At 47.1% G+C, this 25,279-nt stretch carries 14 protein-coding genes; 3 read left to right on the forward strand and 11 right to left on the reverse strand.

Annotated elements, in window-relative coordinates:
* Window positions 1–84 precede the first annotated feature (84 nt).
* The 4 genes from J2W69_RS13325 to J2W69_RS13340 form a co-directional block, all read right to left on the reverse strand.
* A complete protein-coding gene (locus J2W69_RS13325) occupies window positions 85–1,545 on the reverse strand; it encodes an MFS transporter (protein WP_310279314.1) in 1,461 nt (486 codons plus the stop codon).
* A gap of 350 nt (window positions 1,546–1,895) precedes the next feature.
* Window positions 1,896–3,965, reverse strand: coding sequence for a M13 family metallopeptidase (locus J2W69_RS13330; RefSeq protein WP_310279316.1), 2,070 nt, complete (start codon window positions 3,963–3,965; stop codon window positions 1,896–1,898).
* A 143-nt stretch (window positions 3,966–4,108) separates the two neighbouring features.
* On the reverse strand, window positions 4,109–4,450 hold the full coding sequence (locus J2W69_RS13335; protein WP_310279318.1) for a flagellar biosynthesis regulator FlaF: 342 nt from the start codon (window positions 4,448–4,450) through the stop codon (window positions 4,109–4,111).
* 9 nt (window positions 4,451–4,459) lie between these two features.
* Entirely contained in the window at window positions 4,460–5,317 is an 858-nt protein-coding gene (locus J2W69_RS13340; RefSeq protein ID WP_310279320.1) for a hypothetical protein, read from the reverse strand.
* A gap of 159 nt (window positions 5,318–5,476) precedes the next feature.
* On the opposite strand from J2W69_RS13340, the gene J2W69_RS13345 reads away from it, so the two are divergent.
* Window positions 5,477–5,860: a DCC1-like thiol-disulfide oxidoreductase family protein gene (locus J2W69_RS13345; RefSeq protein WP_310279322.1), complete on the forward strand. Its 384-nt coding sequence runs from the start codon at window positions 5,477–5,479 to the stop codon at window positions 5,858–5,860.
* On the opposite strand, the gene J2W69_RS13350 is transcribed toward J2W69_RS13345, so the two are convergent.
* The 7 genes from J2W69_RS13350 to J2W69_RS13380 form a co-directional block, all read right to left on the reverse strand.
* Entirely contained in the window at window positions 5,854–7,707 is a 1,854-nt protein-coding gene (locus J2W69_RS13350) for a glycoside hydrolase family 13 protein (RefSeq protein WP_310279324.1), read from the reverse strand. The genes J2W69_RS13345 and J2W69_RS13350 overlap by 7 nt on opposite strands.
* On the reverse strand, window positions 7,704–10,109 hold the full coding sequence (locus J2W69_RS13355; protein WP_310279325.1) for a glycoside hydrolase family 31 protein: 2,406 nt from the start codon (window positions 10,107–10,109) through the stop codon (window positions 7,704–7,706). Before J2W69_RS13355 ends, J2W69_RS13350 begins: the two co-directional genes overlap by 4 nt.
* 57 nt (window positions 10,110–10,166) lie before the next feature.
* A complete protein-coding gene (locus tag J2W69_RS13360; protein WP_310279327.1) occupies window positions 10,167–11,654 on the reverse strand; it encodes a tryptophan halogenase family protein in 1,488 nt (495 codons plus the stop codon).
* A 101-nt stretch (window positions 11,655–11,755) separates the two neighbouring features.
* The gene (locus J2W69_RS13365) at window positions 11,756–14,611 is read right to left on the reverse strand and encodes a TonB-dependent receptor (protein ID WP_310279329.1); all 2,856 of its coding nucleotides are present in this window, start codon (window positions 14,609–14,611) and stop codon (window positions 11,756–11,758) included.
* Window positions 14,612–15,048: 437 nt separating this feature from the next.
* On the reverse strand, window positions 15,049–19,035 hold the full coding sequence (pulA, locus tag J2W69_RS13370; RefSeq protein WP_310279331.1) for a pullulanase-type alpha-1,6-glucosidase: 3,987 nt from the start codon (window positions 19,033–19,035) through the stop codon (window positions 15,049–15,051).
* 73 nt (window positions 19,036–19,108) lie between these two features.
* Window positions 19,109–22,009, reverse strand: coding sequence for a TonB-dependent receptor (locus J2W69_RS13375; protein ID WP_310279333.1), 2,901 nt, complete (start codon window positions 22,007–22,009; stop codon window positions 19,109–19,111).
* Between the two features lie 406 nt (window positions 22,010–22,415).
* A complete protein-coding gene (locus J2W69_RS13380) occupies window positions 22,416–24,041 on the reverse strand; it encodes a methyl-accepting chemotaxis protein (RefSeq protein ID WP_310279335.1) in 1,626 nt (541 codons plus the stop codon).
* 177 nt (window positions 24,042–24,218) lie between these two features.
* On the opposite strand from J2W69_RS13380, the gene J2W69_RS13385 reads away from it, so the two are divergent.
* Together J2W69_RS13385 and J2W69_RS13390 are read left to right on the forward strand one after the other, a co-directional pair.
* Window positions 24,219–24,632, forward strand: coding sequence for a DUF350 domain-containing protein (locus tag J2W69_RS13385; protein ID WP_310279337.1), 414 nt, complete (start codon window positions 24,219–24,221; stop codon window positions 24,630–24,632).
* Window positions 24,633–24,659: 27 nt separating this feature from the next.
* Entirely contained in the window at window positions 24,660–25,274 is a 615-nt protein-coding gene (locus tag J2W69_RS13390) for a DUF1190 domain-containing protein (RefSeq protein ID WP_310279339.1), read from the forward strand.
* Window positions 25,275–25,279: the final 5 nt, after the last annotated feature.

Here is a 25,279-nt window from a genome sequence, read left to right on the forward strand (position 1 = left end):
AGGCCCTGATCCAGCATAAAGCCGCGGATCAGGACAGACGCCATGACCTGCAGGCCATGGCGTTGTGGATCACTGTTGTACTGCTTACTGTTGTATTTTTGTAGTCTCTTGTTCTTTGACTAACCACACAGACAAAGCCCCTAATATCATGGCAGCACCTGCCAGCATCACAATATACAGAGCTTCATTTTTAAAGACAGAGCCAAGGATCCAACCCGCCAGTAAACCCGAGACAATCTGCGGCGCTGCTATAGTGAAGTTGAAAATCCCCATGTAGACACCGGTTTTATTCGCTGGTAATGCACCTGCCAGAATGGCATAAGGCATCGCCAGTATAGCGGCCCATGCTATACCTATGCCTATCATCGGGATCATTAAAGACAAAGCCCCTTGTGGAATAGTGACTTCAGTGATCAACAAATCCACCTGAGTCAGGGTCGGATCGTTAAAGAGTACAAAACTCAGATAACCCACACCACCACAAGCTAACGCAAAGGAATACACCAGTTTACGGCCAAATACATTGGCCAGCTTTGCCATTACCATCGCAAAAAACACGGCAAACAGAGAATAGCCAGCATACAGAATACCCACCCAATCGCCTGCGGCACCTTTGGCGGCCGCTATATCGGCAGGCACTCCACCCATTTGTTGAATATAAACCGGATCAAACCAGTGCACTGCAACACCCCAGTTGTTCTGGGCTACAGCGGCCGGGAAATAAGTCCACATGATAAACAAAGCAAACCAGGAGAAAAATTGCACCAAAGCCAGCTGTTTCATAATGCCAGGCATAGACAGCATAGTGGCCCAGAATGATTTCATCTTCTCAACGAAGCTGGTTTTTTCGCGCTGTTGCTGCAGTTTCTCAAGGTCCAGTCCTTTGTACTGGCAATATTGTTCAGGGTTGTATTCGCGGGTTCTGAACGCAGTCCATAACACGCTGCCCAGCAACACTGTAGCACCAATGTAAAAGGACCAAATAACTGAGTCAGCCACCTGACCAGTTTGTGAAGCGTTATCCAGACCAATCACGTTGGTCAGCACAAAAGGTAAAATAGAGCCAAAAACTGCACCTATGTTTATCAGCAAGGTCTGGACTGAGAACCCCAGATTACGCTGTTCGGCCGGAACCATATCAGAGACCAGTGACCGAAACGGCTGAAAGGTGACATTAAAAGCAGCGTCTTTAATTGCAAAAATCACCAGACCAAACAACATAGGCGGAATAAAGGCAACCACCATGGAAGAATTAGGCAACAACACCATAGCGCCAGCGGCGACTACTGCCCCCCCCAGCATAAAAGGAATACGACGCCCGAATCTGTTCCAGGTACGATCAGAAGCAGCACCTACTATAGGCTGCACCAACAACCCCATGATAGGCGCAGCTAACCAGAACAATGACAATGACGATAAATCAGCGCCAAGATCGGAAAGAATGCGGCTGACATTACCATTTTGCAAAGCAAAACCAATTTGCACCCCAAGAAAACCAAAACTGAGGTTCCATATCTGCCAGAACGATAACTGCGGTTGTTTCATCTGTTGTCCTATTATTTTTATGTGAATGTCAGGTGAGCGCTCACCTGAAACCGGCTCCTCTGTCATCTAATCCGGCCTTCAGTTCACCTGCAATGGACAACGCTGACGACGCCTGTTAGAGCGTTGGAGAAGAGATCGATTAGAACAGCCTTTGCCAGAGCCAGCAACCAGCTGAATACGTATTCAGTTGCTGCACAGAGTATCAAAGATCACCTGAATCAGTATGGCTCAGCCTGAAGCAGATGCCGATTTTTTCCGGATGACAAAACCCTGCTCCAGAATTACAGTTTAACGCTTTTCCCAACTGTAATAAGGGACGCCAAAAGACGTCCCTGCACAGCGCTCACTAGTTACCAGATTTTGACCCGTACCGCATCATCACGATACATACCATCACCAGGTTTCACATCAAAGGTCTGATAAAATTCAGGCATATTCGACAGCACACCTAACACACGGTACATACCAGGGGAATGAGGTCCTGTAATTACTTGCTGACGCAAGGAAGCATCACGGAACTTAATTCGCCACACCTGAGACCAGCCCATAAAGAAACGCTGATCCCCACTGAAACCATCAATCACAGGCGCTGGTTTGCCCTGCAACGAGGTTTGATAAGCTTTAAAGGCAACAGTTAAACCACCTAAATCGGCAATGTTTTCACCTAAACCTAAAGCACCCTGCAGTTTTAAATCGTCAATAGGATTAAAGGCACTGTACTGGTCTATCATCAGCTGAGCACGCTTCTGGAACTGCTCTGCGTCGGTAGGCTTCCACCAGTCGGTTAAATTACCATGGCCATCGGAACGACGACCCTGATCATCAAAACCGTGGGTAATTTCATGTCCTATCACACCACCAATAGCACCGTAGTTCACCGCATCATCTGCATTCACATTAAAAAACGGCGGTTGCAAAATAGCAGCAGGGAAAACAATTTCATTCATGGTCGAGCTGTAGTAGGCATTGACGGTTTGAGGTGTCATGCCCCATTCAGTGCGATCCACTGGCTGTCCCAATTTAGCCAGCATACGGTCGAATTCACACTGGCTGCTGCGCTGCATATTGCCTACTAAGTCGCCAGCTTTTACGTCTAAACAGCTGTAGTCACGCCATACATCAGGGTAGCCAATCTTGGCATTAAACTTAGACAGTTTTTCCTGAGCCGCCTTTTTGGTTTCAGGGCTCATCCACTCCAGACCATCAATAGCCTCTTTAAAAGCGACTCGCATATTTTGGATCATCTGATCCATGCGCTCTTTGGCTTCAGGCTTGAAGTGACGCTCGACATAAATTTTGCCCAGCATAAAACCTAGAGAACCTTCAAGCGCTGCCACAGCTCGTTTTTCGCGTTCACGCTGAGCTTCTAAGCCAGACAGAGTTTTGCCATAAAATTCAAAACTAGCCTGATCAAAGCTGCTGGCCAATAACTCACTGTTGGCGCGCACCAGATGGAATTTTAAATAACTTTGCCAGTCAGCAACCGGGATTTCTTTTTGTAACTGAGCAAAAGCGGTCAGGTAAGTCGGTTGACGCACCACTACCTCTTTTATATTGGAGAGTTTGGCGGCACCTAATAAAGCAGTCCAGTCAAGACCAGGCGCTGTTTCAGCAAGCTGAGCCAGAGTTAATTTGTTGTACGTGGCATTACGATCCCGGTTTTGCACCCGGCTCCATTGCGCTTCGGCCAGTTTGGTTTCTATCGCATAGACAGTGGCAGCTACTTTTGCCGGATCGTCCCAGCCAGCTAATTCAGCTACTTTGTTGATATAAGCCTGATATTTCTGCTGAATTTCTTTCGATTTTTCATCAGTGTTCAGATAATAATCACGGTCCGGCATACCTAAACCTGACTGGTTCGCCAGGGTAATATACTGATCGGACGCTTTTTGATCCTGACCTATAAATAACACCACAGGTGTACCGGTACGAGCGGCCTGTAATTCGCCCCAGAGTGTGGCTAAATCGGCATGAGAAGCCAGCGCTTCTACTTTGGTAAAGTCAGCTTTTAATGGCTCTAAACCTAAAGTGTCCAGAGTCGCCGTATCCATATAAGAGCGGTAGAAGTCGGAAATCTTCTGAGTGTCTGTGCCTGCTTCTGCCGTTTGGCCCGCCAATTCCTGCACTATTGCCAGTACTTGTTTATCGGCGTTTTCACGTAATTCATCAAAACTGCCCCAACGGCCTTTGTCGGCTGGTATTTCAGTTTTTGCCAGCCAGTTGCCGTTTACATAACGGAAAAAGTCCTGGGCAGGCTTCACGCTGGTATCCATATTGGACAATTCAATACCTGAAGTTAAAGTTTTTACTTCAGCCACTGCTGCTGCCGGTGTTTCAGTGGATTGAGTTGGGGTTTGGGCTTTATCACAGCCTGCCAGTGCTACAAGCACAGCAAGGGCCAGAACAGATTTATTTAACATGGGCTTTCCTGAATTTGATTTTAGTTATCAGTTTTTACGCAAAACCAGTGTAGAGAAAAGGAGGGTATTGTCCAGTTTTAAGATTTGGGCTGCGACTAGTGGCAAAACAAACCAGATAAATATCAAAAGCTGACGAGCAGAATTTAAGCTTCGAGCCCTTCTGCAACCTGAGTTGTTACATCAATCAACCATTGCCTGTCATGTTCAACCAGAGGCAAATCCAATTCAGCCATCACAGCGATAGCTAACTGCCGCAAATTGTCTTGCAAAGCGGTAGGCAGATGATTATCCGGATCGCTGACTAAACCAGAAACAGTCAGCCACAGCACCCGCAGATCGGCCAAAGCTTTGATTTGTTCCAGTTCAGAACCCTGTTGTGCCAGTTCAAGCTGATAGAGTACACGACGAAACACCTGAGCCTCGAGGGCTTTGGTGTTTGACGCCAATAAGCGGGTATGACGATATAAATCCAGTGGTCTTCGCATCAGAAGGGCTTAGTTAAATAAACTCAGTAAAGAGCGAGCGCCCTGCTCTTTGTTGCCTATGCCCATCGCCTGTTGTTTTAGTTGCTGACGGCTTTCTTCTGCCTGCTTTAACAAAGCAGCTCTGCTTTCTTCATCTGGTGCAGCACGGGCTGAATTACGGCCCCCTGTACGTTCGGATTCCAGACTATTCGCCGCTTTACTGACAGCTGTTGCTGTTTCTAACTGGGCTTTGAGCTTTTTATCTTCTTTTGCCAAACGTTCCGTACTGTCGGCCACTGCAGTCTCAGCCGTCGCCAGTACACTGGCCTTGCCTTCTTTACCATTTAACAAGTCACGGGCTTCGGCTGCTGAACCTATTTTCTCAGGCAGCCCCAGGCTTTTATCCAGGGTGCTGCTGCGCAGTTCAGATTGACTGCCATAACTATTGATCGTCACTTTGCTGCTGTCTTTATCGGTTAGCAAATTTACGCCTTTGCCACCATCAGCGCCTTTATAGCTGGCACTTTCCAATGATTTTTCAATGCCAGTACGCAGTTCAGCATACTGTTTTTGTAACTTTTCACGAGCAGGGGCAGCCAACGAATCATCTGCCAGTTGAGTGGCCACTTCCCGTACTTTCACCAGTGAATCTTTGATCTCTGTTGTGGCTGCCTGAGCACTTTCCACAGCACCTTTGCCCTTCGCCAGACTTTGCTGCACAGCAGAGTAGTCTTTTGCCGAGTTACGGCCAGGGCTAAACTCCAGTTCTGCTTTTTTGCTGGCAGACGCTGTAGTCTCTGTGTTGGCCACATTGGAACCAGCATTGGCTGTAGCAGGATTTACCACCGGCGTTGACGGAATAAAACCCGGGCTGATGTTGTTGATCATGACAAACTCCATCTGGACTGGCGACCAGAAATTAGACTACTTACTAGTTTAACCCTGCGACACAGTTTCGCCAGTTAAATCTGGCTATTTTATCGCCAGCTCACCCTACAGAAAGGCTTTTGATTTAGACTAAGCACTGTTTTACTGAAAAGGATTGCTATGCAACAGCTACTGCTGATTTACGATGGAGACTGCCCTTTGTGCCGCAACTATGTGGCATCGCAGCGGCTGCAAAAACAATTCGGCGAGCTGACGCTGCTCAATGCCAGAGATTTGCCTGAACAAGCCCCGTTGTTACTTGCTGAATTGCAACATCATAGGTTGATTGTGAATCAAAGCATGCTGTTAAGAGTGGATGGCCGTTGGTTAAAAGGAGCTGAAGTATTACAACTACTGGCTTCAGTGAATGAAGCCAGTTGGCGCAACAGGCTTTGGTTATATTGGTTTCAATCTGCAGGCCGCGCCCGCTTTAGTTATCCACTGCTGCGGGCCGGACGCAATCTGTTATTAAAGCTGTTAAAAATACCGCCTTTGCCTTACTGAAGCTCTAATACCAGACTGCCACGCTCAGGCAGTTGCAGACTGCCGTTGGTGGTGATGCTTTTACCTGTCAGCACATCAATAAAACCGGCATTGGCTGGCAATAGTTCAGCATAACGCTTTAGATCCACAGTTTTGGCACTGGCATTTTTATTAAAAAATACCCACAGCTGTTTGTTGTCCTGATAACGCACATAACTGTAAAGACCATCGGCCGGGCTGAAATGTTTCATCTTTCCTTGCTGTAACACAGCGTTGTTTTTACGGTAATTCGCCAGTGTTTTGATCAGTTGCTGTGCCTGTAGCTGAGCCTGGCTTAAACCTTTGCCGCTAAAGGCATTCACAGCGTCCCCTGCCCAACCACCGGGGAAATCACTGCGCACTAAACCATCGTCACGCTGTTTAGGGCTTTGCGCCAGAATTTCAGTGCCATAATACAGCTGCGGAATACGAGGTGCGGTCAGCAGATAAATCATCGCCATCCGATACAAATCGCTGTTTTCATTGAGTAACGAAAATATCCGCGCTGTATCGTGATTCCCCTCAAACAACACCAGGTTGGTTGGATCAGGGTAAATCACATCGTTACCCAAAGCTTCATAAAGTTTGATCCAGCCTTTATCCCATGACTCTTCTTCAGTCAGCGCAGCCAGCAAAGCGTAATAGAGCGGAAAATCCATCATGCTGGGTGTAAACGACTGATAACCATCAGAGTTTTGCTTGCCTTTTTGCCAATAGGACACCACAACAGGGTTAGCACTCCACTCTTCACCGACAATATTAAAATTCGGGTATTCGCTCATCAGGCGTTTAGACCACTGAGTTAAAAAATCTTTATCCGCATAAGAGTAAGTGTCTTCACGAATGCCGGATAAATGAGCGTATTCCACCCACCACACAGAGTTTTGAATCAAATAAGTCGCCAACAATGGATGACGCTGATTTAAATCCGGCATAGTCTCGACAAACCAGCCATCGACAAAAGCTTTGGCATCGACCTCTGCAGCATAAGGGTCCTGCACTGTAGTGCGGGCGTGATTGGTTGGATGAAAACTAGCGTTGTAATTCAGCCAGCTTTTTTCCGGTAAATCCTGCAGCCACCAGTGATTGGAGCCTATGTGATTCACCACTATGTCCTGGATCACACCTATGCCATGTGTATTGGCCTCAAGAACAAATTTTTTGTAACTTTCATTACTGCCAAAACGCGGGTCGATTTTGTAGAGATCCGTGGCTGCATAACCATGATAGGAATAAGCAGGGCTATTGTTTTCCGTCAGCGGCTGAGGCCAGATCTGCGTCACCCCCAGTTGCTGTAAATACGGCAAAGCCTGCTGCATACCTGCAATATCGCCACCATGCCGGCCGCCAGGATTCGCTCTGTCCAGCCCTTCGCTCATGGTTTTCACTTCATCGTTGCCTGGGTCGCCGTTGACAAAACGATCCGGTGTGATGAGGTAAATTAAATCTTTTTGACCAAAACCCTGGCGCTGTGCCGAACCCTGCTGCCGCGCCAATAAGCTGTAGTGATACCGCGCTACTGTCTTACCATGTTGGCTAAAGCTCAGCTCAAAACTGCCAGGTTTTACATCAGGACTCAGTTCCAAATCGACAAACAGATAATTCGGGTTTTGCACCTTCTGCACACCCAAAAGCTTCACGCCCGGATAACTCAGCTGTACCTGAGAGTGCTGAATATCTTTGCCATGCACCATCAGTTGCAACTTTGGCTCTTTCATTCCAGCCCACCAAAAGGCGGGCTCCAGATGTTCGATTGGACTGGCGAAAACCAGATTAACCGACAGCGTCAGACTCAGCAGTACAGCTTTTATAGTATGAAAAGGCTTCACTCTAACACCACCCTGGCTTTGGCCTGATCCCAGTTCAGTTTCAGCAGCACTTGTTGTTTTTTTGCATCAAAATAAGCGCTTCCGGCCACCAGCTCTGCTGCTGAATTCACCCAACTCAGCGCCTGACCATTCACCAGCGCGGTAGCAGGTTTCGCCAGTTGATGAACAACCAGGGTAGTTTCCCGCTGTTTTGGCATTCCGGTATAACCTAAACCAGTGCGGTTTAACTCAAAAGCCAAACTCTTGCCTTTTGCGGCAGCACTGAAGGTCAGCAGTTCATACTGGCCTTTGCTTAATGAATCCGGTGATTTGCCATCGTCTTCATACATGTGGCCTTTAGCCTGACTGATGGATTGGTCGTGGTAATAATGCAGCTCAAGCTGACGGCTGCTGTAGTCTTTTAAACTTTGAACCGCAGGCACCATAGGCACAAAAGAACCGGCACGTACCAAGACAGGTAAAGTGGTTAAATCAGTCGGCTGCTCAATAGTTTTGCCGCCCTGATGCGCTTTGCCTGTCCAATAATCCAGCCAGACACCAGCAGGTAACTGCACTGGTACCGACTTCACGCCTGCTGCAGTCACAGGAGTGACTAAAAAGGCATCGCCCCAGAGGTAACTGTCTTTATTGGCAATTAAACTGGTGTCTGCTTCATTTTCAAAAAACAGCGGCCGCATTAATGGCATACCAGTGCTGCTGTTTTGATAAGCCAAAGTGTAGTTGTAAGGCGTTAAGCGGTAACGTAACTTGACGTATTCCCGCAAAATATCTTTGGTTTCTTTGTCGTGCAACACGGGCTCTGGTGCTATTTGCTCCTGGGCGTGAGGGCGATACACAGGCTGGAACACACCGTACTGCAACCAGCGGATATACATTTCTTTATCAAACACTTCGCCACCGGCAAAACCACCTAAATCTGAATGGGTATAAGCCAGGCCTAATAAACCCATTTGCAGCGCCAACTCCACCTGAGGTTTTAAACCATCCCAGCTGCGGCTGACATCGCCTGTCCAGGGGATCATGCCAAAACGTTGTGAGCCAGCAAAACCCGAACGCATCATAATCATAGGACGCTGTTCTGGTTGCTTTTCTAAGCGGTTCTGATACACAAGTTCAGCCCAACGATGGCCATACACATTATGAATTTCGTCCGCAGTGCCTATGCTGTGAATTGCATCAGAAGGATGCACTTCAGGCTCGCCTAAATCGCCCCACCAGCCTGCTACGCCATACTCAGCCAGCTCGTTATAAATCCCTTCAAACCAGCTTGTGCCTTCTGTTGAAAACACATCCACTAAGCCTGTGTTGCCAAAATAAAAATCGAAGGTTTTGGCTTTACCTGCTAAATCAGTGGCTAAAGCTTTGGCCTGAACAGCTTCATCCCAACGTGTGGAGGTGCTTAATACAAAAGGTTCAGTGATCAGCACAGTGTTCACCCCTTTGGCTTTAAAGTCGCTGATCATGCCTTTAGGGTTAGGGAAGGCCTTTTTATCCCAGGCCAGGTTGCCCATATGGCCCTGAATATCTGGCCCAAACCAGTATAAATCCAGCACGACTGCATCCAGTGGAAAGTCTTCAGCGGCAAATTTATCCACTATGGCGCGGGTTTCGGCCTCGGTGCGATAGCCAAAACGTGAAGCAAAATTCCCCAAAGCCCAACGCGGTGGCAATGGTTGCTTGCCAGTCACTGTCACGTACTCTTCAATCAGTTTTGGATAAGTGGGCGCAGCCATCACAATATAAGCAGTGCGGCCTGCCACAGCTTCAAATTGCAGCACCTCTTTTTCAGTTTTGCCTAAATCGACAAAACCACTGGCGCTGTTATCAAACAACACCAGATACTTTTCGCTCGACATCACAGCGGGTAAACCAAAGTACATTTGCTGTGCTTCTGTGGTGTAGCCGTAGCTGGCTTTGTTGTACAAGGGCAAACGCTGACCACGTCTGTCCATGCCGACTACCCGCTGGCCTGTGCCTAACAGCTTTTCATCATCCTGCAGCTTAAAGCGGAAGCCCCTCATCGTTTCATAAGCAAAAAAGCCTTTTTCTTCCGCCAGAATAAGTTCGTTGCCCCGGTAAAAGCTCAGTTGAAAAGGCGACTTATTCACCCGCACTGTTAACTGCTCTGTAGCGAACTCAAGCTGTTGTGGCTGCTCATTCAAGCTGGCAACAAGGCTGAGTTCAGGTGCAACCAAAGCAAAAGACGGCAATTGTTTCAGGCCACTTTTCTGGTAAACAACTTCTACAGCGCCCTGACTTTTAAAGCTTAATGACACCGCATATTCATCGGTCTGAAGCTGCAATTTGTTATCAAGCACCTGATGTGACTGGTAAGTGGCGGCCTGTGCTACAGAGCTGAACAACACAACTACAAAAGCCAGCCGGAAACGAAGTGATATCATGTCTAAATCCTGTCTGACGCCGGACAAGGTTTTGCCCGGCCAAAAGTTTTGTTTTATTTATGCCCCACAAGCGCGGCGCAAAAACTCATCATGTGAAAACAGCTTTGCTAAAGGCTCTTGTTTAATTGCCTTGATGCTTTTAAGCATATCTTTGAGCTGTGTATCAGAGAAAGTATCAGCCAAAGGATGATAGTCCCTTGGCAATAATCCTTGTCCTAACATCACCTGAAGCCAGGAGCCATCATGGAATAAATCATGTTGCTCTCGGAAAATGCTGCCATCGGCCTGAAATAGCTCAATTTTGTGTTTTAGCGAATCAGGAATTTGCAGTTGACGCATATCACGCCAGAACTGGCTGTCCGTGCGTTCAGTCTCATGGTAATGCAGTAATAAAAAGTCGCGGATATACACAAACTCGGCTTCGGATTGTTTGTTGTATTCAGCCACTGTGGCGGGTTCAATGCCATGGTGTGGGAACATTTTCAGCAAACGTACTATGCCTGATTGCACCAAATGAATGCTGGTGGACTCCAGTGGCTCCAGAAAACCACTGGATAATCCAACAGCAACCACATTGTGATGCCATTGTTTACGAGCGCGGCCTGTTTTGAATTTAATCAGTTTGGGATCAGCCACCGCAGTACTTTGCAAATTTCCCATCAGCAGATCCAAAGCCTGTTGTTCAGTGCAGTGGGCACTACTGAATACCATGCCATTGCCGTTACGATGCTGCAGCGGTATACGCCACTGCCAGCCCGCTTCATGCGCTATGGATCTGGTATAAGGTAACGTCTTTTCAAAACGCTCAGTGGGCACAGCCCAGGCACGATCACAAGGTAAAACATGGCTCCAGTCGTCATAACCTACCCCGAGTTTACGTTGCAACAACAAACTGACAAAACCTGAGCAATCTATAAATAAGTCGCCTTTTACTTCGCGACCATCTTTGAGCACTAAACTTTTGATATGACCATTATAATGCTGAGTCACCTGCTCCACCATGCCCTCAGTACGCACTACGCCCATAGGTTCACTGAACTTACGCAGGAACGCAGCATACAAACCAGCATCAAAATGATAAGCGTAAGGTAATTCCAGGATAGGGTCTTTTGCTGTGATAGGGGCAAATTTGCCGGCTTCAGCACAAAGGTAATTTAAGTCGTAATCCCAAATGGGTGTCATATCACCAAACTGTTGCCGTGCCCTTAACCATAAATGATGAAAATGACAGAAGGTCAGGCTGCGCCCTGGCGCGCCAAAACTATGGTAATAACTGTCGCCCTGAGCACGCCAGTTCTCAAATTTAATGGCCAGCTTAATAGTGGCTTTGGTTTCACGCAGAAAATCAGCTTCGTTAATACCCAGCACCTGATTTAGCAGTCGGATCGGAGGAATAGTGGCCTCTCCAACACCTACAGTACCAATAGCATCGGATTCAACCAGCTCAATATCAACCACTGTACCCAGTACTTTTTTCAGTAAAGCAGCACTGAGCCAGCCCGCTGTACCACCACCCAGAATCACTACTTTTTTGATTGGAGTCATGCGAATTCCCTAAAGAAAAACCCAGCCTTAATGGCTGGGTTTTAAACAGAGTTTGTCAGTAGCCGGGCAGATCAGCTGCTCCGACACAACCTCAGCCTGCATTAGAACTTGTAGTTTAAGCCTAACATGAAGTTACGGCCAAAGCTCTGGTACTGAGTGATCTGACGAGCATCACCTGGATTGTTCTGAATAGTTTTTTCATCCGTTAAGTTCTGACCCTGCAATGAAACACGCAGACCTTCCAGTGCATCAATACCTGACTCACTGAAATCATAACCAATCTGCGCGTCAATCAATGAACCGCCCTGGTCCATAGTCGGAGCCAGACTTAAGCTCAGACCACGGGTTTCAGTTGCAAACTGGTCACGTTTAGTGCCGGAAACACGAACCTCAAAACCAGCACGCTCATAATAAGCAGTCAGAGTGTAAATCTCTTTTGATAAACCTGGTACACGACCACCATCATCTAACTCACCATCCATAAAGGTGGCGCTGGCAACTATACCAAAGCCATCCAATACTTCGTCAATGATGTCAAATGGTACGCTGGCTTGCAGCTCGTAACCACGAACAAAACCTTGTAAACCATCCTGACGGATATCCAGCCGACCTAAGAAGGTGGCTGGTGGTGCATTAGGTGGAGTACCCTGTGCTGACGTCTGGTGGAAACCAGGAATATAATAATCAGAGAAATCATTGATTAAGGTAATGTTACGGTGCCAGTTTTTCAGGTCTTTATAGAAGAAACTTGCCGCAATAAAGCCATTATCATGGAAATAATTTTCATAAGATAAATCGAACTGGTTAGCTTCTAACGGCTTCAATTCAGAATTACCTGCATTGCCTGCAAAGGCGCTGTTTAACGGATCATCATCCAAAATATTGGTATCGTTAAAGTTAAAAGTCACCTGACTGTTTGGACGTAAATCATCCAGACGTGGGCGACTCATGACTTTAGACACAGCAGTACGGACAAACTGACCGTCTGCCACTTCAAAACTCAGGTTCATGCTTGGTAATACATCAGTGTAATCAGTGCCACCTGATACTGCGACAGCATCAGTGAAGCGATCACTGCCTGATGAGGCATTAAAACCAAAACCTTCCTGATCAGCCCGGACAATTTGCACACCGATATTACCAGTCACAGGAATAGAACCTGCGTCCGTGCTGATATCTAACATACCGTATAAAGTGGTAATCTTTTCATTGATTTCGTAAGTGTCACCAAAACGACCATTTTCCAGGAAAGCAGCATCTGTAGCTATGTAATAACCGTTGTTATATAAAGCTAAACTGTCATAAGCCAAAACACCGTTGATGCCAACAAAGCTTAAATCAGCCACACCTAATACGTTAGGGATAGCATCTGAGTTTGGCCATACATTGGCGGTCAAATAAGCGCCATTGTTGATTTTGCTCTTAGTGCGGTCTTTATAAACAATACCAGTTTCCAGACCTGTGAAAATACCCCATTCCACGGCGCCATTAAATTGCAAACGTACACTGTCCAGCTCTTCTTCAAAAATTGGTTTATTAACAAAACCATCCTGAGCTGTTGTAGGGCCAAAACCAGTACCTGTATCCTGGAATCCAGGCACCGGAGCTAAAGAACCGCCCCAGGCTTGTGGGCCAGCTAAACGTATCAATGCCGGGTTAGTCAGATCAACAGGTGCAATAGTTGGGTGAGCACCAAACATAGCGCCAGACGACGTCATGACCCATGAGCGCGCACTGATAGGTCTGTTATCCGGACCTGTGCCACCTGCACGACCTACACCTGAATAACTTTCCACATCAGTGATGGTTTTATCGACTTTACCTGTTGAAAGATCCAGTTCAGCAGTCCAGTCATCGCTGATATTGTATTCCAGATTCAGACCAAAGGTTTTCAGCTCAGCATCCTGTTCACGGGAGTCGTTACGGACCACTGAAAAGAAGCCATCATAGTAAGCAGCAGTAGCCAGGCCATTTTGAACTTCAGTGATGGTGTAAGCGCCAGTACCCCACTCAGCCATACCTTCTTCCAGACCACGGCGCACATCGGTTTCATTAAAGTTGATATACAAAGCGTCAAACTTAACTTTTAAATCGTCGCTTGCATCGTATTCAAAAATTGCAGCAATGGAGTCACGTTCCAGCATAGCTGAACGGGTAAAGGTATCATGACCACCTAAAATAAAGGTATCGGCAGGAACAGTAACACCTGGCGCACCTTTAGTAGTATTAGCTCCAGGATAACCCCAGCCACGGAACTGCTGTTCCTGACGTGGTGATTTAATAGAGGACAACACCAAAGCAAAACCCAACTTGTCATCAACAAATTTATCGATGTAGTTGATTGAGGCTTTGTGACCATGATCGTCAAAATCCGGGTTACCGGATTCCTGATCGTTTTGTTCGTAGTTCAGGTTCACCACAAAAGTGTCTTCTGCCGTCAGAGGACGCACAGTTTGCAAATCAACAGTACCACCTATACCTTGCGCCATCAGCGTAGCATCAGGAGTTTTGTAAACCATAGCAGTAGAAACGATTTCTGATGGGTACAGGTCATATTCAACGCCGCGGTTGTCACCCATACCTAATAATTCACGACCATTTAATGAAGTGCCTACGTAGTTTTCATTAAAACCACGAACAGACAAGCCGCTGGTACGGCCATTACGACGCTCACCGGCTAAACCTGGCAAACGTGCTAAAGATTCTGCCACGCTGGTGTCTGGCAGCTTACCAATGTCTTCTGCTGACAGCACTTCAACGATGGAGTTTTCGCTCATTTTTATAGCCTGAGCTTTTTGTAAGCTGCCACGGAAACCCGTGATGCCTATCACTTCAATTTGTTCTTCCTGGGCATTTGCTGCCGCATTAGTTTGTTCGGCCTGTTGAGCAGAGCTGTACGAGCTAAAGCCCGCAGTCGCAATTGCCATAGTGAGTATGCTTAACTTAAATTTATTCATGCCCTTATCCCCGGATAGTGTGTTTTTTTTGTTTCAGACTTATATCTGTCTGGTTGTTGATATTAATCTGACCCTACTAGTTAAACTTATCGCCGCCAATGTTCAACATGAATACGTATTCACCTCCGGGTATGTCGCCCCTTTGCAGGGCATTGCTGGAATTTTGCATTGTATTGGTGCAGGCAGGCCGCTGGATCCGCTGATTTATTTGGCTCGCCGAAGCAGAGCTTACGCTCTAACTTAATGCAAACTTAGCTGAGTTCAGCGAAGTTGCAAGCTGACAGGCTTTGATGAAATGCATAGCTGCGGCATCAGGGCCTTACAGTGCCGCTCAAAAAAGCAATGTGACCACAGTGCTGCATTGCACTGATCCTGAGAAAAATCCATAAAAAAAGGCCGTGATCAAAACGGCCTTTTTACATCAGGTTTGAGTCCTGTTATTCGACTTTGCTTACCCTTAACACAGGGGCTGCCGGGTCTGTGGCAGTGAAGCTGACCTTATAATTCGCCTGTTCGGTAATTTGCAGTTTCAGATTCGAACCACCTCTTGTCAGCGCTTTGTTTGTGTTGAGTGTGACATTTTGATCCGCAGAGCCAAAATCAACGGTAGACCAATCGGCCGAGGCTATTTTGAACTCATGTTCGGTTACAGCCAAGTTCACTGTGACGCTATACACGCCATCCCCTTCGTATTGCAGAGGGTTATTTTCACTCCAGCCATTTAAACTGCCGCGCAAAAACACAGTGGTCTCGCCATAAGGCACATATTCAGTCACAGTAATAACCGGAGCTTCAGCAACCGCAGCGTTGACTGTAAAAGTGTAACTCGAGGTTTTAGGGATAGTAATTTTCAGGTTAGAACCACCACGGTTTAAGGTTTTGGCTGCACCTAAAGTCACTTGCTGGTTGCCTGAGCCAAAGTCAACTGTGGACCAGTCTGCAGAGGCCACTTTGAACTCGTAGTCACCCGCTGCAATAGTGATAGTAGTACTGTATACCCCATCCCCAACATAGCTCATAGCGTCAGTTTCACCCCAGCCATTCATAGCGCCACGCACATAGACAGTGGTTAAACCATAAGGCGCAAAATCAGGAGCCCCCATAGTCGCATCGGCTTTTAAACCTTCGCCCTGAGCACCATGCTGAGGTTTCACAAAAACCGCTGCTGTATAGGCCGGAACAGTGAAAGTACCTTCTGTTGCTGCTTCACTGAAACTGGCGTCCTGCACCATCAGATCCGCTGAAGCGGCCTGCACCGGATGTAACACAAAACCTTTGGCCGTAGGCACAGTATGAGAGTGTTGTGCTGAGGTGCCGTTGATCACCACCACCAGAGCGTCATGTTCAGGATCCAGATCGGTCAGGCCAGTCCCATCGTCTATGCTCATCACAATCAAGCCCGGCGTCAGATTTTTACCAATGTTATGGAAACCTAAGCGGTCCATTACATTCTGAGCTGTGGTCAGACGGAATAAATTGCTGCTTTTACGAATTTGCAGAAATTCATTAAATACATCAGATGAAAAATGGATCTCATCTGCATAAACTCTGGTATTGGATTTAGTCGCCACTTCAGCAATAGTGCTCCAGTTGGCGCTGTTGTCCTGAGCCATGGGCAAACCTACGTTCCAGTTATTGCTTTCTTTGCTGAAATCGACAAAGTTGAACCAGTCGCCTGAATCATAGCTGTTACGGTCTAAGGACTTGGAACGCAACAAGTCATCCCCCATTTGCAGAAATGGAATGCCCTGACTTAGCACAGGAATAGCCAAAGCAATATTATTCACTCTGACCCGGTTTTCCAGGCTTAAATCAACGCCTGCATTATGCAATTCCAGCTGTAATTTATCCCAGATCGCTTCGTTATCGTGTTTAGACACATAGTTGATAATATCGGCTGGATCTTCAGCATAACCAGCTGGCTGACCGTTCCAGGTCACACCTGATGCCACACCCGTGTTGCCACGGTAATCTTCCAGCACAAAGTCTTTTAAGGTGCCGGCTAAACCAATTTCAATGTAGTTTTGCTGCTGACGCTCACCATTTTCGCCTTTCCCGGTGAACAGAGCTGCGCTGCGCACTGAATCCCGTATACGGTCATTAAATGAACCTACTTCGGTACCCGCCATATTGGCCTGCCGCGCTTGCTCAAACAAACGATCATCCGCTACTTCACCAAAGTTCCAGCCTTCGCCGTAGAAGTAAGTATCAGGATCCACAGCACGCACCAGTTCCCGGGCCGCTAAAATATCAGCTTTCGGATGGTGTCCCATAATGTCAAAACGGAAGCCATCAAAGCCGTATTCACGGGCTAACAGCACCAGCGAGTCTTTGACGAATTTATCCATCATTTTATGTTCAAGTGCAGTGTTTTCACAGCAAGTTGAACGTTCAATAATGCCAGTGACCGGATTATATCTGTGGTAATAACCCGGCACCATTTTATCGAACACTGAGTTATCAAATACAGCTGAGGAGTTGGTATGGTTGTACACCACATCCAAGACCACACGAAGGCCAAGTTCCTGCAGAGCCTGATTCATAGCCCGCATTTCTTTGATACGAGCCACACCTTCGGCACTGGATGCATAACTGCCTTCTGGCACATTAAAATGATGTGGATCATAACCCCAGTTAAAACCGTCAGTGGCACGCATATCTGCAACCAACTGCTGAGCCAGTTCACCGGAGGGCTGATAAGATTTCAGTAAATCCAGTATCACTGTGGTTGAGTTTTCCTGACCACAGACTTTAGCGCTGGCATTCACAGCACATAACTCGCCCACTGTATCGGTAATTTCAACTCTTTTGCTTACGTCTTCATTCACTGTCGCCATATCTGTGGCAGGCAGCATATGAAAATGCGTTACACCACTTTCAGCCAGCTTTTTCAGGTGCAATACAGGCGCACTGTTCATCTCAGTGAATGCCAGATATTTACCTCTGTTTGCTTCGCTGACACTAGTATCACGAATACTGAAATCACGAATATGACCTTCGTAAATCACTGTATCTTCAGGATTTTCAACAGTTGGAATAGTTCGGGTTGCCCAGCCTTCAGGTTTTAAATCTTCGTCGGCTAAATTCACAAACTGACTGAAACGACCGTTAGTGGACAAACTGACGGAGTAAGGGTCGGTACTTTCCACTGTTTCCACTTTTTTAGTGGCAGGATGATACACAGTCACTTCAAAGCGGTAGAAAGTACGGTCCAGATTGGCTTTAGTGCCGCTGTAACTCCAAATCCCGGTATCCGCATCTAAGGTCATCGCCTGAGTAGAAGTCAGAGTTTTTGCAGCGTTATAGAGTTTTAAGGCGACGGTGCGGGCAGTGGGCGCCCATACAGCCACAGTCACAGCATCCCCCTCGTAGCTGACACCTAAAGTCGCTTCATCGGCATCAGCTTCACCGCTGGTGTACAAAGCATCCAGCACCTTAGCGGCCTGCACATAACTGGCTGCTGCCAGTTTGTTTTCTGCATCATGGGCTGACAACACCAGCTGATTTTTTACAATAGCTTTCGCCTGATCCGCTGTCATAGTGCTGCGGTACGCTGGCCAGTCGGCCAAATGCGGAACTTTGGCTTTTTGCGCCTCTGTCAGTTCAGTTTCTTCCAGCATCAGGGTTTCACCATTGAGCTGATCATCGTCATCAATGGTTAACTCAGCAGTGGCTGAATGGTGTAATTGCACTTTAGTGGCAATAGCACTGTCCACATTCCAGACAAAAGTGTTGGCATCCAGCCAGTGCGCCGCTGAGTTAGCAATAGAAACCCCCAAGGCAAGTAAAGGGAATTCAAATACTGAGTTCACACCAGAAAAAGTAAAGTTCATCCGGGCAAACTTTTCATCTGACTTAGGCCCTAACAACAACTTCTGATCGCCGCCGCCCATCTCTTTGCCAGCGTCATCAGTGCCTATATGGATCAGGAAGTTACCACAAGCACCTTCCACACCAGCCACACCGTCTTTTAACTCCAGCACCCAGTAAGCGCCGTAGTTTGGATCCACCGCTGTATGCACCAGACCATTGTCCCAGGACGCAGCCAGAGAACTGTCTTTGTAGGCATCGCATGCATCATTATTCCAGGTATGTAGGCGGTAGCCTTCATAATTACCGTCTGCTCTTTTATAAAAAAGCGCAGCCTGACCCGTTGCGGGGAAAAATGCAGGTTCAGGTGCATTGGGATCAACCCCAACTATACAGCTTTCATTTTTTGCATCCGGCACTGTAGGCGCTTTACATTTTATCGGCGGTGGATCAATACAGGCTGTGCCTGCCGCGTTCGGAATTTGTGGCACATTACAGGTCAGCAGTTTAGTACCACCTTCCACAGAATCCTCGCCACCACCGCCGCAAGCGGCCAGTGTCAGCGCAGCCAGCCCTAAAAGGACCAGCTTTAAGCTATTTGTGATCTGAAACATAGTTATCGAACTCCAATCAATTCTTGTTACGGGCACCCGCTCTGAAGCTGAGTGCTGAAGCTGTCACTCAAGGTCAGAACTTATAGTTCGCACCCACAAAATACTGGCGGCCAAAAAACTGGATAGTGCCGGTATTGGCTTCATTGCCAAAATAACTTTTGGTGGGTTCATCCGTCAGGTTGTTCACCTGAAACAGCACACCAAAGTTGTCGTTAATCTGGTAAGAGGCCTGATAGTCAATCACCATCTCGCCATCGAAGTTCACGGTCTGAGCTTCTACAGCCACCTGCTCTGACACAAAGTTGTCGCGGTAACGACCACTGATCCGGGTTTCGAAACCTTCGTATTCCCAAAACAAGGTGGCCGTCATGACGTTTTTCGATAAGCCCGGTAAAGTGATATCTATGGTCTGAGCGCCTAAGCTGACTTGCTGCTGAATTTCACTTTCGGTGTAGGAATAACTGCCACTAAAACCTAAGCCCTGCCAGAAGGACGGCAGAAATTTAAACACCTGGGTGTACGCAATTTCAGCACCACGGATATAACCCCCTTTGTCGTTGTTCACTGCAGTGGTGTAATTGCCGGGTTTAGTCTCTATAGTGGAACCGTTTTCCCGCACTATAAAATCAGGGATAGGAAAACCTGCTGCTTTAAAGTCGAAATCAGCGATAGTGAAGGTATTGATAAAAGATTCAATATCTTTGTAAAACACAGCGACAACAAAAGCCCCGTCTGTTTCAGTGAAGTATTTCTCGTACGAAATATCATACTGAGTGGCATAAAAAGGTTTTAAAAACGGGCTGTTCGAGCTGGAACCATTCACCTGCCCTGTCAGAGTATCTACTGTATAACTGGTATTGGAGGCCAGCCGATCTATAGGTGGCCGTGACATCACTTTAGCAGCAGCAAATCGAAGCTGATCGCTGTCGGTCAGGGCAAAGTTCAGGTTCATCTGTGGCAGATAATCCCTATAGGTCTGACCAATAATACCTGGCTTGTAGCGGATATTTACCAAACCTGCTTCATCGGTAATATTCTGCGCGCCTAAAGTAGCGTTCCCACCCACATCTGTTAAATCAGTGGCGTATTGTTTGGTTTCAACCATACGTACACCAATGTTACCTGTGACAGGAATAGAGAATACTTCGGTATCCAGATTGGCCATCACATAAGCCGCCATCACATCTTCATAGACTTCGCCACTTTGCAAAACAGACCATGCGGTATCCGGACCACCTGAAACACGTTGTGATGGCAAAACACCTGTGTTACCTGTTCCCCAGGTTTGCACTGGCTGAGGTATGCCCTGTGGAAACCAGGCATTCAGCGCTTTATTTAAATCAATAGCAAGGTAACTGGGGAAATGTGAAAAATTACCACTGAAATCAACAACATCAACCATATCCTCTGTTAAACGCAGCGGAGGTTGTGAACTCAAAAAAGCACCATCTGAGCCATATTCAAACACCTGACGGTCATTCGAATAGGTACGCTCTGAGTAACGCACACCAGCTTCAAACGAACTGAGCACAGAGTTATCCAGTTCGTATTTAGCATCCAGTTTGTAGGCATTCACTTCATCTGAGTTGATGTAAGGGTAAATGCCATATTTACTGACCATTACTCTGTTGATATCAGTAAAAGCGCCTTCCTGATTAAAACCTAGATCAGGCAGGTTTAAACCATTCAGCAAATAGCTGATCGATACATTGCCATCCAGTACCGGATTAGGCACTCTGGCGTCTTCAGCCACTAAAGCCCATAACAAACCGTTTTTAAATACGCTGTCGGCAGAAGAGTGCGACAGGTCGAAGTTCAAGGTCAGTGCATCTGTCGCATCGAAGTCGACATTAAAACCAAAACTTTTCACTTCATCGTTATCGGTGTTGTCATCGTTCACCAGCTCAACCCTGGTATTGCCATTGGTTTTACGGTTAAAAGTACCCCCAATCACCATATTGTCATTGATCACCGGATTGCCTATAGCGGCGCTGTCACCTTCGAGCTTAACGCGAAAACCACGGGCAAAAGCTTCGGTGTCAAACTTAGATAAAAAGGCATCAGCAGTCACTGTTAACTTGTCTGTGGGGATCCATTCAATGGCAGCCATATAACCGTTGCGGGTTTCTTCTCCGCCCCTGTGCTGCATCTCAAAACCTTCACTGATCAGCTCATTCCGGGATGCTTCATCAATACCATCCACATCAGCCTGTTTGTTGTAGGCCAGACCAACAAACTGAGTCGACACGCTAGGCTGATACAAGCGGGCAAAACCCACAGCCACACCCACAGTATCTTCTAAAAACTTGCCCTGATAAGAAAAGCTAAACCTGTCCCCTGTTTCCTGACCTCCAGGAATTTCATCCGCTCTGTCGTTCAACATACCGCGGGCGTTGACTGTGAAGTTATGCGTTTCTTTAGCTTTTAACGGACTGGCTGTTTTTAACTCAACAGTACCAGCCACCCCACCTTCAATCAGTGAAACTTTTGGTGATTTATACACAGATGCAGAGGAGATCAGCTCAGAAGGATACTGGTCAAACTCAATATTACGTTGACCACTGGTAGACACCTGCTCACGGCCGTTTAAAGTCGAAAAGACAAAACCACCAGCCATACCCCTGATGTTAATTTCAGAAGCCTGACCGCCGGTACGCACTGCCGAAATACCTGGTAAACGGGTTAAGGCATCCGCCATAGACACATCAGGCAAAGAGCCTAAGTCGTCGGCTGAAATGGATTCAACTACTGTGTCGGCAAAACGTTTATCGTTCAGTGATTTAATTAAACTGCTGGAAAAGCCTTTGACTTCAATAACTTCAACTTCTTCTCTGGTTTTGCTGGTGTTTGAACCCGCACTAACCTGTTGTTCCTGCTGTGCGAGTTGCTGATTTGCTTCTTCCGCGCTGATGCTGCAACTAAAACCTGCTGCAGCAATAGCGAGCGTCAGCAAACTATGCTTATAGTTTGACATGCCTCTTGTCCCCGATTCGGATTGTTATGGACTTTCCCTGTACAACAAAATCAAAGGACGCCCTGGTTTTTATAAAATGTTCCGCGAACAGTTATTAACCAGGCTGACGCAGCCCACAAGATGAATACGTATTCAGGCCGACACTGTCGTCACAAAGCGGTGCATCCGGCATTTTTTGCCCCAAAAAAGAGCGAGGCAGCCCTGACTGAATAAAGCAGCTCATGCAGTTTCACCGCGAGATAGCAGAATTTATGCCTGATTTGATGCAAAAAGCTGGGGTTAGGACTGCAATAGTGTTGAACCACTTCAGGTGATAAGGAAACAGAGCTTGTGGCAGTACAAGCTCTGTTTTTTTGCAGATGTTTATGCAAAGCGCCCTGTTTAGCGGGCCAGCTTCCGGTCCTTTTTACACCCTGTAAGAGGCTGCCTGTTGCTGTAACCTGCTGGCCAATTGCGCCAGCGCACTGCTGGCATCAGCGCTGTGGGTTGCGCTGCGGGTGATCTCGCCGATACTGACGCTGAACTCAGTAATATTTTTGTTGATCTCTTCTGCCACTATAGTTTGTTCTTCAGTGGCCGCTGAGATCTGCACATTCATATCCACTATAGTGCCGACTGACGACTTAATCTCCTCCAGCACTGCACCTGCCTCTTTGGCATTAGCCACACTGGCGCTGGCGTATTGGCCTGATTGCGCCATAGCATGCACAGCCTCACGGGCCGAAGCCTGCAAGTTATCAATCATGGCGCGGATAGACTCTGTGGCTTTTTGCGTATTAGTGGCTAAAGTTCGTACTTCGTCAGCCACAACAGCAAAACCACGGCCTGCTTCACCGGCTCGGGCTGCTTCAATGGCGGCATTTAAAGCCAGTAAGTTGGTCTGGCCTGCAATAGTCTGGATCACCGCCAACACCTGGGTGATTTTTTCCGATTCACCATTTAATTGCTCAATGACCACACTGGCGCCACTGATAACACCAGATAACTGCTCAATAGAACCCACATTCTGAATGACTTTTTGATACCCCTGCTGGGTTTTCTGATCCACATCATTGGCCTGCTCTGAGGTGGCAAGAGCGCTACCCGCAACCTCCTGAATAGCTGCCGACATTTGATTCACAGCAGTGGCAATTAAATTGGCTTGCTGTTCCTGCTCAAAAGCTGTGCCGCTGACTTGCTGACTGATTTGGCTCATCTGCTCTGAAGCTGCCGCCAATTGCGACACCGCATCGGCCAGTTCAGTAAAAAACTGATGGACACGGCTGATGGTTTGATTAAAAGCGACTGCTGTCACAGCAATTTCATCAGTGCCTGTCACTTCTGCCCTAATGCGTAAATCAGATTTATCACCAACAACAGAAATAGCCTGCTGCAACTGATGTAATGGATTGTGAATAGAGCGGTAAATTAGCCAGGATAAGCCGCCTAAACAAATAAACACCAACAGCAAGGCAATCACAAATAACTGCATAAAAAACTGATACTGCTCTGCCGCCTGCACTTTAAATTTTTCAGCCTCCAGCAGTTGCACATCTATTAAAGCGGCCAAAGAGTTACTTAATGGGTCAGCCAGTTGATACAACTCTGTATTAAAATCTTTAGCGCTGCGCTCTGTTAAAGAGCCATCTGTGATCTGCGTTTGATACTGTTGCAGTATTTGCCGGAAAACCGACATTTGTTGTTTGGCTTTGTCAGCCAGGCTGACTTCCTCTTTGGTTAAACTGGTTGCCAGATAGGCCAGCCATACCTGATCAGCCAGTTGCGCCTGTTGCTGCAACTGCTGCACAGCATCAGAGGCCGTTATAACTTCACCACGGTATTTATGCAGCAAGTCGACCGATGCCACCGCATAAGCATCAGCCACTTGTTTAATTTGTTTCAGTGGCACCACCCTGTCGTTATAAATACTGGTGGCTCCGTCACTTAAATGGCCCATTTCCCTGACCGAAATCAAACTAATGGCAACTAACACCAGTAATGGTACGCAGACCAACAACAACAAGCGGATTTTTACCGACATTTGATTTAACATAGGGACTAACTCCTTAACAGATCAGTAACTTAGTAAGTTAACTTACCTATTGAGCATAGCTTAAAACTGACTGCAACAAGGGATTAACTTAAAATGCCTCTGGATTCAGTTGTTGCCTTTTGTCCGGCTTTTCTGGATCATCGGCAAAGCCCCTTAACTTAAAGCAAGGATTTTAGAATGAGTGACACTTTATTGGCCTCTGTGGCAGGTTTTCCGGACTTTATCAGCTTCTTTTTTCTGGCTATTTTATTGGTGGCCTTGTTTTGCCGTTTTTACACCTGGATCACGCCACACGACGAATTAGCCTTAATCAAAGAAAACAACAGCGCAGCAGCTGTCGCTTTTGGTGGTGCCTTAATTGGTTTTGCTTTGCCATTATCCAGTGCTATCACTCATTCATTGTCGTTAGCCGACTGTGCTATCTGGGGTGCTATTGCTCTGGTAGTACAAGTATTAACTTTTGGTGTAGTACGTTTTGCCCTGAAACAACTACCGGAACGTATCAACAAAGGTGAAGTAGCAGCCGGTATTTTTTCTGCCGGTTGTTCCATTGCCATAGGTTTGATTAACTCCGCCAGCATGACGTATTAACCTGCATACCCTATTGAGGAGTCACTGATGAAACAAAAAGTGCTGAAACGCAGTAAAAAGGCAGCTTTAGTGTTAATGGTGCCTACCGCCACTTTTTTAATGGCAGGTTGTGGTCAGGAAGAAGCAGTGCAAACTGCGGCTTTTGAAACCGTCGATCAATGCGCTGCCTATTTTAATCCTGAGCAATGCCGTGCCGATTTAGGCCAGGCTTTAACCATGCACACTCAGGTTGCCCCCAAATATACCGACAAAGCCTCGTGTGAAGCCGACTTTGGGCTCGGCCAGTGTGAAACTCCGGCTCAGGCAGCGTTGGCAGCAGGTACGGAGCAGCCAGCGCAACAGGCTCAGGCATCCAGCGGCGGCTTTTTTATGCCAATGATGATGGGCTTTTTAGCAGGCCAGATGCTGAACCGTTCAGGTGGCCAACTGAAACAACCAGTGCAGGCTCAACCTTTGTATAAATCAAGGGATGATCGCAGCACCTTCCGCACTGCAACCAATACGCCTGTAGCCCGCGGTGTGGGCCCAACCTATATCAAGCCGTCCTCAGTTCAGCCTAAAGCAGCAGGTACAGTGAATCGTGGTGGTTTTGGTGCTCAGGCAGCTAAACGTTCCAGCTCCACCAAAAGTACCGGTGGTTAACAGGC

Origin of the sequence: Rheinheimera soli (assembly GCF_031457405.1) — a bacterium.
Lineage (GTDB): Bacteria > Pseudomonadota > Gammaproteobacteria > Enterobacterales > Alteromonadaceae > Pararheinheimera > Pararheinheimera soli_A.